The 12,639-nt window shown below is 37.3% G+C and carries 6 protein-coding genes; all 6 read left to right on the forward strand.

Features of this window, described 5'->3' with window-relative positions; genetic code table 11:
• The first annotated feature begins 1 nt into the window (after nt 1).
• A complete protein-coding gene (locus GX497_06755; GenBank protein HHY72913.1) occupies nt 2-1,117 on the forward strand; it encodes a response regulator in 1,116 nt (371 codons plus the stop codon).
• 189 nt (nt 1,118-1,306) lie between these two features.
• Nucleotides 1,307-1,903, forward strand: a complete 597-nt coding sequence (locus GX497_06760) for a class D sortase (GenBank protein HHY72914.1) — start codon at nt 1,307-1,309, stop codon at nt 1,901-1,903.
• Nucleotides 1,904-1,948: 45 nt separating this feature from the next.
• Nucleotides 1,949-7,714 (forward strand): LPXTG cell wall anchor domain-containing protein, encoded by a 5,766-nt coding sequence (locus GX497_06765; protein HHY72915.1) that lies wholly within the window; start codon nt 1,949-1,951, stop codon nt 7,712-7,714.
• Nucleotides 7,715-7,874: 160 nt separating this feature from the next.
• On the forward strand, nt 7,875-10,928 hold the full coding sequence (locus GX497_06770) for a response regulator (protein HHY72916.1): 3,054 nt from the start codon (nt 7,875-7,877) through the stop codon (nt 10,926-10,928).
• Between the two features lie 83 nt (nt 10,929-11,011).
• Nucleotides 11,012-11,653 (forward strand): O-methyltransferase, encoded by a 642-nt coding sequence (locus GX497_06775; GenBank protein HHY72917.1) that lies wholly within the window; start codon nt 11,012-11,014, stop codon nt 11,651-11,653.
• A gap of 5 nt (nt 11,654-11,658) precedes the next feature.
• Nucleotides 11,659-12,588: a U32 family peptidase gene (locus tag GX497_06780; GenBank protein HHY72918.1), complete on the forward strand. Its 930-nt coding sequence runs from the start codon at nt 11,659-11,661 to the stop codon at nt 12,586-12,588.
• The last annotated feature ends 51 nt before the right edge of the window (nt 12,589-12,639 follow it).

The raw sequence follows: 12,639 nt of genomic DNA on the forward strand, positions 1-12,639 counted from the left end.
AATGAGGGTTTTATTAGTAGATGATGAGCAGCTTGCTTTAGATGTAATGGATATTTTGCTAAAGGAAATAGATGGAATTGAAATTGTTGGAAAGTTCACGAATCCAGAAAAGGTTCTACATGTATTAGAAAAACTATCAGTTGATGTCATTTTTCTTGACATGGAGATGGGGGCAATACATGGCTTAGAATTAGCAAAAGAGATTATGAACCATTACGGTCACATTCAAATTATCTTCGCTACCGCTTATCCACAATTTGCTTTAGAAGCATTTGAAGTAAATGCGATTGATTATATTTTAAAACCTGTAAGTAGTGAACGGCTGCGGAAAGCTGTAGAAAAGATGAAAAAAAAGGTAGTCATCGAACATTCCAAAAATGTGTCAAGTGATAATATAGAATGTAAGCTTTCCGCTTATGCTATGGGAGGTTTTAAACTTGTAGACAAGAATAAAAAACTAATAAAATGGCGTACACGTAAAGTTCAAGAATTATTTATCTTACTATGGCATCATAGTGGAAAAGTCCATAAGGCACGTATTATTGAAGAGCTTTGGCCAGATGTGGATATTCTGAAAGCAGTTCAACTTATGCATACGACGATTTATCAGCTTAGAAAAACGTTAAGAAATGTCGGATTTGATAAATCTATTCAATTAGTAAATGATCATTATGTACTTAGTGTACCGATTGTAAGCGATGTTGAAGAAATTGAAAATATCATTTATTCTAGGCAAAGTACCGAAGAAAACATTAGACAACTATTAAGTCTTTATTGTGGAGGGTATTTAGAAGAAGAAGATTATCAATGGGCCGTCCAAGTACAACACGAATTAAAAGAGCATGTTCTTCATTTTTTTGAGGATTTTGTAATGAAATCGATAAACAATCAAGAATGTCCTTTATTGGTGCAACAATGTTTGGAGAAAATGGTAGAGATTGATTCGTATAATGAGGTGTATATTTTACGTTTATTGAAATATTATGGTGAAATGAAAGATATGCAAAAATTAATTAAGTTTTATGAGTCAAGAAAAATGCTATTTGAAGAAGAACTAGGTGTAAAGACTCCTGTGAAAGTTCAACAAACATTTGGGCGTTATTTGAAACGAACGTAACTTATGATTATGAGTTACGTTTTTTTTTTTTTTTCAGAATTTGTTCAGAATGAAAAGTTATAATTTTACAAGATTTATAGGTATTTTCAAAATCTGACAAAGTAAACTCTTTGAAAGACTGAAAATACTTAAAATTAAAAGTTTGAAATCGAGGTGATGAAAAAAAACGTTGTTAGGGGGGAGAGGGCATTGCGAATTGTTTCAGGGGTGTTATTTGTTATCGTAGGATTTTGTCTTATTTTGTATCCACAGATTGAGAAGGTTTTTTCGGATACAAAACAAAAAGAGCTTGTGGCTACGTTCGAACAGCTTGCTTATGCGGAGGAATCAGCAGCGATTGAAGTGAATTCTAAATCTATAAATGAGCAAGTGGAGTTGTTAGAAGGAGCCGTTGGCATTATTCGCATACCTGAAATCGACCTTGAGATGATGATTTTTGAAGGTGCAGGGCAATCGTCGTTAAAGAATGGCGCTGGAACTATCGAACCTGAAAAAAAAATTGGCGTAAATAATGTCGGTATCGCAGGTCATCGCTCCCTCGCTTATGGCAAGCATTTTAATCGACTAGGAGAGTTAACCGCAAATGACGAAATTGAGATTTTGACCAAGGATGGAACATTTGAGTTTGTCATTGCAGATACTTTTGTTGTCGATAAGAAAGAGATCGGTGTTTTGACAGACAAAGATGAGCCATTGATTACTTTGGTCACTTGTACGCCAATCGGGAAGAAAAATCCGACCGACCGATTAATTGTGCAGGCAAAATTAAAGCAGTTAATGAACTAACTATCTCCTAGTAAACAATTTCTTTATTTATTACAGGAGGTAAACATGAAAAAAAAATTAAGAATTATCATCATCTCCTTCCTATTAATCATGAACAACTTCTTCAGTATAGCACCCGTACTGCAAGTAAGTGCAAATGAAGGTGAAGAAACTTCTTCTATTAGTGAGGTCATAGATGATACGATTGATGGCGTTAGCGATGAAGTTGCTGATGAAGAGTCGCCTATTGAAGATTCAACAACCGAAGAAGTAACGGAATCACAATCTGAACAAGAAGAACTGCAGCAAGGAGAAGTACAACAAGAAGAAGTACAACAAGAAGAACTGCAGCAAGAGGATAATGTTGTTGTAGAAGAGGAAGTTGAAGAAGAACCAGAAAACCTCTTAGATAAAGTCGCTACGTTTTTTATGGAAATGATGCCGTTTGGTACTCAGTCAGCAAGTATAATGCCACCAGAAGACGTCATGACAAGTACAGAGTTCACGGTCGGTGGTCAGACTGTTACAGGACCTGGACCTGTTACTGTACAAAACGGTCAAACAGCACAGTTTAAATTCAACATGGAACTAGCTGCAGGACATGACTATGGTCCAGGTACAACAATGACGTATACATTGCCGAATATTTTCACAAATATTACATTCCCACAAGGAACTAAATTTGGGGATCTAGGAGATATTACAAAGAATGGTAATGACATTATTATTACATTCAATGAGAATATTCACGATGGACTCAATGGTACAGGTTTTGAACCAGGTGCGCATTTTTACATTGCTGCAACATTTAACAACATAGGTAACAATGTGAACGAAAGAATTGATTTACCTGGCCAAGCTAATATTGCGCTTAATTTCACACCGTTAAATGGTCAGCCGATTACAAAAAATAATGGAATAGCTTACGTAGATAATGGTGGCAATCCTATCCAAAGTAACACTAATAGTGACTATATCGAATGGAAAGTCACAGTAAACACCGATTTAAAAAATACGTCAAACCCAGTAACATTCACAGATACATTAAGTGCGAATAATGGTAGTGGACATAAGTTTGCTACAAGTTCAGTAACCATTACTGAACTGACGATGAAACCAGATGGTAACGTTTTAAGCAGAACTCCTGCAGGGATCACACCAACTTTTACTGGTTCTAACACCGTAATGACAATCAGCTTGGACGGAACGAAAGCGTATGAAATTACGTATAACACGATTCCAGATGATCCAGGAAATAATGAGTTCATTACGTATAAAAATAGCGCTACGTATGGTACAGCGCATGCGGTAACGAAAGAGGCAACGGTGAATTACGGAACGCCATTAAGCAAGGAGTATTCAGGACCTAATGCTAATTTAGAAACAACGTGGACGATTAAGTATAACTTTAATAAACGTACGATTACACAAGGGAATGCCAAATTGACAGATAGTTGGTCAACAACTGGTGGAAGCGGTTCGAAAACACAAGTGATGTCTGAATTTAACGTTTACGAAGAAAATGGAACAACACCAGTATCTGGGGATGAATGGACAAGAACGGATAATGGTCAAGGTTTCACACTTCAATTTAACCAAACCGTTACAAAACCATACGTTATTAAGTACAAAACAAAACCAGCTAGTGATACGTATATTACTAGTAATATGACAGTAACAAACACAGTTACACGTAGTGATGTAACTCTTTCAAAAGGGGATACTGTAACGTATTCTAAGAATAATTTCATGTTAAACAAATCTGCTGGTAACGTGAACTACGCAAACAAAACAATACCATGGACGATTACAGCAAACCAAGCAGGTTATAGTTTAGATGCAGGTACGACATTCAAAGATACATTTACGAATCCAAATATGGAGTTGAAGGAAGAAACATTAGTCGTAACTGTTGGTAGTGAAAAACTTACTGAAGGTGTAGGTTACACACTAACGAATAGGGGTAAAGTTGGTTTCGACATTACATTAACAAACGGAACAAATCAACAAGTTGTCATTACGTACACAACTGACTATGACATCAGAGACATTGGTTCAAATAATCGTGAGTTCCAAAATAATGTTAAGATAAATAACTCTGGTTTACCAGCTGCACCATCAGATTCTGCAACGCGTTCTGTTGCTACAGAGCAAACAGCAAATGGTAAAAAGACAGGTGTGTACAACTACAAAACGAAACAGTTTGAGTGGGAAGTGGAACTGAACTTCAACTACAACACGTTAACGAATGCGATTTTTGAAGATGTATTACCTAACACACAAACGATTGACGTTGAGAGCATCAAAGTAGTCAAAGGAACGTTGAATTCAGCTGGAGTATTCCAACCAGGAGAGGATGTTGACGTAACGAATACGGCGACGGAACCTCATAAGATTGCATTTTCATTAGGTGCTATTTCTGTACCTTATAAGGTAACTTATAAATCTTATGATACAGATCGTGTATTCCCTGAAACAGCAGGTAAGGTGCAAATAACGAACAACGCAACATTAAAAGATGGAGCCGCTCCAAACGCTTCTTGGACGAAAACAGTCGGGGTCAACTACACAGATAAACTGATTACGAAAAAGGGTAGTCAAATTCAATCAACTGCGGGTATAAAGTGGAACTTTGAATTTAACTATGCCCAGTCAGATCTTAAAAACATCGTCATTACGGACACAGTCGGTAAAGATGGTGAAGGTAATCCGAATCAGCTTATTAAACCAGACTCGTTTAAAGTTTATCAAGTAGAATTAAGTGGAAAGTCTGATAGTGCTAGCTATAATGCAACAAAACAGAATACTCTGTTAACAACCCGTGCCGAATATGATCCAAACGGAACAGTGCAAGCAGGTACGTATCAATTAAATGTCAATATTCAAGAAGGTAAGTTTGAGCTAAAACTACCAGACGGAGACAGTGCGTATTACATTGAATATGAAACGATTTACATGGGTGATAACGGCTTAACTGTAGAAAATGCAGTACAAGTAAATTATGTGAGTAACGACGGAAACCAGGCTTCAAATAATTTTTCAATCAGTAACTTTAGATACGGAAATTCTGGAACGACAGTAAAAGTACCATTTGTTGTCGTAAAAACAGACGGAGCCACAGGTGAACCGATGGAAGATGTGGAATTCACTTTATATAGTGACTTCCAGTCAGGCGTTGCATTACTTTCCAAGAAAACAGATGAAAATGGAATATTTGACCTTGGTATGAAGTTGACAGAAGGTAACTATACGCTAAAAGAAACTACTGTTGCAGGCTACGACAATCCAGGCGATATTAGATTTAAACTTGACCGTAAGTCGGTTGAAAAGAGCGGACCATATAATGGCAAGCAAATCGTTGAAGTTGAAAACTTTAAAACAGGTTCAGGGACAATGTGTCCGCAATTTACTTTAACAATTAAAGACGTTGACCGAAACATAGTAGCGAATAAAAATGTTACACTAACAAACAAGGCAACAGGTCAGGTGCATACTTTACCGACAAACGGTGCTGGGGAAATTACACTTACATCTGATAAAGTTAAAGCAGGACTATATACGGCTACGATAAATGAAGGTGGAACAGATGTTACACTTGGTGAAGTAACAGTAACTTATAATGGCACTTGTCAATATGAGCTCCAACCTCAGCCAAAGTGTAATCTATTTACAATTACAATCAAAGATACAAAGGAGATTGTACGCCCGAATGTAACAGTAACATTGAAACATAGAACAGATAGTACAGCACCAGAAATTATAGCAACAACAGATGCAAATGGTCAATTCACTGTACCTTCAGCAACACAAACAGGTGTTTATAAAGTGTATGAAGGCAAACAATATCTCGGTGACGTAACGATTACGTATAAAAACTCTCCTTGTGAAGCTACCGTAATAGAAGTACCAACTTGCGAAATGTGTACACTAACAGTAAGAGATGTTGATGGCAATCCACGTGAAGCTGGTGTTGCGATTACAATCAAGGATAAAGATGGACAGGAAATGGAAACAGGGCTAACAACAGACAGTGATGGTAAAGTCCGAACGACTAAACCGTTACCAGCAGGCGAATATGACGTTTTTGAAGGTGATTCACCTGCACCATTTGATACGTTTACAACGAATATTGCTTGTGAAAATGATGTCCAGCCAAAACCAATATGCCCTAATTTTACGGTCACTGTGCGTGATGTCGATAGTAACCTGTTTGAGAAAGGTATAGCCATCACGTTGAAAAACAAGGTGACAAATCAAGAAGCAGCAGCTGAAACAAACGAAAATGGTAAAGTTTCGATTCCATCGGAAAACTTGCCAGCAGGTCAATATGATGTTTACAACGGCGGCATAAAACTAGGTGAACTTACTGTTAGTTATAAAAATGGATGCACTGCTGAAATTCAACAAACACCATCATGTGAAAATTTTACTTTATCAGTAAAAGATACCGAAGGTAAGCCTTTTGCAGCAGGTGTACAAATTGAGTTGAAAGACAAAGAGGGTAATTCAGTAGTAACAGCAATAACGGATGCAAACAGCATAGTGACGGTTCCATCAATTAATTTGCCAGCAGGAACATATGATGTTTATGCAAATGGAGAATTCCTTTCTGAAATTGTCGTAAGCTATAAAGACAGCTGTAACGCAGCGATTCTTCGATTGGCACTTGACGACAAAGGAAAAATCTTCAAGAAAGATTTAATCAAGAAAGTAAGGATTAAGCAAATTAAACAAGATGGAAGCAACAAGGAAAGTGATGTTGATGAAGACGGAGTATTCTCTGTAGAAGGGCTAGAACCAGGGGAGCATGAATTTGTTGTCGTTGTTGAACTGGAAGATGGCAGTCAATTGGTAATGGGCAAAATTACAGTAACAATCAATCCAGATGGTGAAATTACTAATATCCACGAAGAGCTTGTTGACCCGTACGGTAAGATTACCGATAGCAAAACAGGCGATGTAATAGGCGGAGTCGAAGTTGAGCTATACTACGCAGATACTCCTAGAAATAGAGCAAATGGAAGAACACCAGGTATGCTTGTAGACTTACCAGAATTACCAGGTTTTGCACCAAGTAATAACAAAAACCCGCAAACGAGCGTCTCGGTACCAGTATGGAACGATGATGTGAGCGATTACGGCAACTATGCGTGGTTAGTATTTCCTAAGGGGGATTACTATATCGTAGCGAAAAAGCCAGGATATGAGGACTATAGAAGCCCGACGATTTCGGTAGAATATAATATCGTAAAACATGACTTTGAAATGGAGCCTATTCAATCAAGTGACGATGGCGCATCAGGTGGAGGCACATTAGGTGGAGGCACACCAGGTGGAGGCACACCAGGTGGAGGCACGCCAGGTGGAGGCACGCCAAGTGGAGGCACACCAGGTGGAGGCACGCCAAGTGGAGGCATACCAGATGGAGGCACGCCAAGTGGAGGCACGCCAAGTGGAGGCACACCAGATGGAGGCACGCCAAGTGGAGGCACACCAGATGGAGGCACGCCAAGTGGAGGCACGCCAGGTGGAGGCACGCCAGATGGAGGCACACCAGGTGGAGGCACGCCAGGTGAAGGCATACCAGATGGAGGCACGCCAAGTGGAGGCACATCTAGTGGCAGCACGCCAAGTGGTAGCACGCCTGACGGTGGAAGTGTAGACAAATCAACGAATGTAAAAGGTTCAGACAAGTCTAACTCGCAAACTACAAAACGTTCTTTACCACAAACTGGTGAAGAGAGAAATTTACCACTATTATTTGTTGGGATTCTGTTACTTATTGTTGGAGCCTCCCTAATGATCTTTAAAAGAAAAATAAAAGCATTATAATTAAATGGACTATGATGGGTAATGAGCCTATCATAGTCCATTTTTTTGTAGAGAAAACAATTTTGAGATTGAATGCGTCTATTCTTATTTCTATAATGGTAGTAATTAACTTGCAAAAAAATTATAAACGTAAAGGAAGTTACAAATGGTGAGCAACAAATTGAAAAATAGTAGACAAAAAAGGAAGATTTTCATAATAATAGGGTTGCTCATTATGTCTCTCATAGGCTTTCGCTTTATTTGGATGGGAATACATCAACAAAGTAATTTTCCTACTGCAAAAAATGGCATACTTGATTTAAGAGATGTAGATTTAGATTCTGATGATGTCGTTTTTCTTAATGGAGAGTGGTTATTTTTCAAAAATCAGTTGATCAATCCAACACTATCTAAGGAAGAACTAAGTCGTTTAGAACACGAGAACATTCAAGTTCCAAGAAATTGGAAGGGGATAGTCGAAGATGAAGAACAAAAACCTTTTGGAGTAGGAACTTATTATTTACGGATTTTGTTAAATGAAGAAAAAAAGCAAATGTTTAGTCTTTATTTTAAGGATATCCGTGCAAGCTCCAGAACTTATATTAATGGTGAAAAAGTCGCTCAGCTTGGAGAGATTTCTGAAGATAAAGCCTTATTTCAAGCTGATTATCGACCATTTGAAGTGATTGTAAATGATAATGCATCAGAAATTCGATTGCTCATCCATGTTGCCAATTTTGAGTTGAAACGTTCTGGAGGGATTTTAAAACCGATTCAATTTGGTTCGTATGATGCGATTAAAAAGGCACAAGTAATCTCTTTATTATTACACTTTATAAGTATTTTTATATTTTTAATTCATTTTATATATGCACTCATTATTTTTATTTTTTATGCAAGAAAAAAAGGATTGCTTTATTTAGCAATGGCGTTCCTATTTGGAGCTATATCAATCCTTGTGAATGATGAGAGAATCATTCTTTATCTATTTCCAGCTATCAGTTTTGAGTGGTCGAATAAACTATATTATGTATCATACTCAAGTGCTATATTTTTTTTACTTTACTTTTTTAAAGATGTGTTCCCTGAGTTTTTTGAAAATCGACTGGGAATGAGGCTCATCTACAAACTATTGTCTTATTTATATAGTACGATTTTAGCCGCGGTATTGTTGGAATTTAATCTGATAGTTCCTATATTGTTCACAGTTTTAATGGTATTTTTTCCGTTTGTTATCCCATTTCTTTTGTTCAAAGCTGTGTTACATCAGAAAAAGGGTTCAATTGCTTTACTAGTTGGTATGTTTGCTATTGCCTTCAGTCTTGTTTGGGGTTGGATTAAAGGTCATGGTGGGGTGTCATTTCCTTATTATCCAATAGATGTGGTCATAGGGGTAACTGGTTTTGCGCTGTTTTGGTTTAGTCGTTTTTTCGAAGCGCTTGATACAAGTGAGAGTTTAGCTAAGAAACTGCAAGTAGCCGCTGAACAAAAGGATGAATTTTTAGCGATTACTTCACATGAACTGAAAAATCCATTGCATGGCTTACTCAATATTTCTCAACTAGTATATGAAACAGAACAATCTAATTTATCAGCAACAAATCGAAAAAATTTACAAACAATCATTGATATAGGTCAAAGGATGTCACTTCTCCTTAGTGACTTACTCGAAATCGACAAACTTAAAGAAAGTGGCATCATCTTAAAAACAGGTCGAGTGAATTTATCATCTGTTGTTTTGAGTGTATTCGATATGGTCCGCTTTATGACAGAGGGGAGAAACATTGCCTTCAGAACGGAGGGCTTGGAGGATTTCCCAGAAATCAAGGCGGACAAAAATCGCTTGTTTCAGATTGTCTTTAATCTTGTTCATAATGCCGTTAAATTTACGAATGAAGGAGAAATTGTTGTTCGTGCCGAGGTTAAAGGCGAATTTGCCTTGATTAGTGTGAAAGACAGTGGAATTGGCATGGATGATAAAATATTGCAAAACATTTTCTCATCTTCTAAGCGGGCTACTATAAGTCCGGTGGAAAAAAGCGGTAGTGGCCTAGGATTAAGTATATGTGACCAATTAATTAAGTTGCATGGAGGAACTTTATCTGTCGAGTCGATGATAGGGAAGGGGACAACTTTCACGTTCTTCCTTCCATTAGCAAGTGACAACAAGCAAGTACAAGTTCTGAATAAATCAGACAAAAATACGAGAGGACACGAAGTAGAGATTCCAGCCGTTCAAAAGGGGTGGCCGTCGGTTTTAGTCGTTGATGATGACCCAATTAATCAGGAAGTACTAAAACAAACATTGTATTTAGAAAAGTTTAATGTAATTACCGCTTCTTCTGGTGAAGAGGCATTACAATTGTTGTCTATGGGAAGTTGGCATCTCGTAATCACTGATGTAATGATGCCAAACATGTCTGGATATGAACTTACAAAGAAAATTCGTGAGCGGTTTTCGTTAACGGAATTACCGATTTTATTATTAACGGCAAAAAATCAGCTAGAAGTGACACAAACAGGCTTTCACTACGGTGCAAATGATTATATTATAAAACCTGTTGAGAAATTAGAATTGGTTACAAGGATTAAGGCATTGGCTACATTGAAAGATTCGGTTGATGAACGAATACGTATGGAAGCAGCGTGGCTACAGGCGCAAATTCGCCCTCACTTTTTATTTAACACATTGAATTCGATTGCAGCATTAAGTAAAACAAATCCGGTTAAAATGATAGATTTATTAGATGAGTTTGGAAATTACTTACAAGCAAGTTTTGATGTTAGGAATTTAAAACAAGTTATTTCATTAAAGAATGAATTAGAACTTGTTCGCTCCTATTTATTTATTCAAAAACAAAGATTTGGGGAGCGGTTAAATGTCATTTGGGAGGTCGATAAAGGGATTAATGTTACTATTCCTCCGCTTTCAATCCAGACGATTGTAGAAAATGCAATTCATCATGGGGTATTAAAGCATCCAAATGGTGGAACGATTATAATTCAAGTGCGGAAAGTTGAAAATAATGTTGAAATCATGATTAAAGACGATGGTATCGGGATGTCCGAAGAGAAAGTAGCTCAATTACTTTCCTATCAAACAAATGAGAACGGCGGGATTGGTCTATTGAATACGGATAAACGTTTAAGACGTCTTTATGGACATGGATTAATCATTAAGAGTAATATAGAAGTTGGAACGATTGTCACGTTTTCAGTTCCAATGAATTATTAGATTGAATACTTCATCCATATGTCATCATATATTTTTAGCCATGAGATGTTCAATCAACTCTATTTGATAGAGGAGGTCTTTTTTTGTTCATATCTAATGAGATAACTGCTTATATTGAAAGTCTGGTTCCTGAAAGGGAGCCAGCTATTATTGAAATAGAAAAATACGCAAAAGAGCATCGTATCCCAATTATGGAACTAGTTGGAATGGAATCGATGCTTCAGTTTTTAAAGCTACTTCAGCCAAAGGTAATATTAGAAATCGGCACGGCAATTGGCTATTCAGCGATAAGGATGGCAAAAGCGTTGCCAAACGCTCAAATTACAACAATTGAGCGTGATAAAATCCGCTATGATAAGGCGATTGAAAATATAGCTGCTATGAACTTGCAAGAACAAATAACGGTCATATTTGGTGATGCTCTTGAGACAAAAGAACAAGTTAGCCAGTATGGTCCGTTCGATTGTATTTTTATAGATGCTGCCAAAGGTCAATATATGCGATTTTTTGAGTTATATAGTGCGTTATTAAATCATCATGGAGTTATTTTTTCAGACAATGTTTTATTCAGAGGATTCGTTGCCAAAGCTAATGTGGAAGAAAAACGTCATCAAAGCTTAGTTGACAAAATTAAAGGCTATAACAAATGGCTTATGAATCATCCTGAATTCGAAACAACGATTTTAACGGTTGGGGATGGAATTGCCATTAGCCGTAAGAGGTGAAAAGAATGAAGAAACCTGAAATTTTAGTAACACCAACTTGTATAAAAGATATTGAATTACTTGCTGAAGCAGGAGCAGATGCCATTTTAATTGGTGAGGAGCGCTATGGCCTGCGCCTTGCTGGAGAGTTTAAAAGAGACGATTTAAAAACGGCTATTATGATAGCACATCAACATAAGATGAAAGCTTACGTGGCGATTAATGCCATTTTTCATAATGATAAAATTGAAGAATTAAAAGATTATGTAACGTTTGTTCAAGAAGCCAATGCTGATGCGATTGTTTTTGGAGACCCTGCTGCACTAATGACAGTAAGAGAAGTCGCTCCAGAAATGAAATTGCATTGGAACACCGAAACGCTCGCAACCAATTGGTACACATGTAATTACTGGGGCCGTAAAGGGGCAAAGCGAGCAGTATTGGCACGTGAACTGAATTTGGACGCAATTATTGAAACGAAAGAAAATGCGGAAGTAGAAATCGAAGTCCAAGTTCATGGCATGACCGCGATGTTTCAGTCAAGGCGCACATTAATCGGCAACTATTATGAATTCCAAGGAAAAACGATGAAGGTTGAAAACCGTTCAAAACAAGATCAGATGTTTCTTCATGATAAAGAACGCGGCACTAAATATCCAGTTTTCGAGGATGAAAATGGGACACATATTATGAGCCCGAACGATATTTGCATCATTGATGAGCTAGAGGAATTAATTGATGCGGGTATTGACAGCTTTAAAATTGAAGGGGTGCTAAAATCATCGGAATATATTGTTGAAGTGACGAAAAAATATCGTAAAGCGGTTGATTTATGTACCGACGACCGTGAACAATACGAGGAGATAAAAGAACAATTAGTTGCTGAAATTGAAGCTATCCAGCCGAAAAATCGCCCGTTGGATACAGGATTTTTCTATAAGGAGACCGTGTATTAGGGAAAGAGAATAAAAAATTGTACAAAACTACTGAAAATATTGACTAGTGTC

Origin of the sequence: Bacillus sp. (in: firmicutes), assembly GCA_012842745.1 — a bacterium.
Lineage (GTDB): Bacteria > Bacillota > Bacilli > Bacillales > Bacillaceae_J > Schinkia.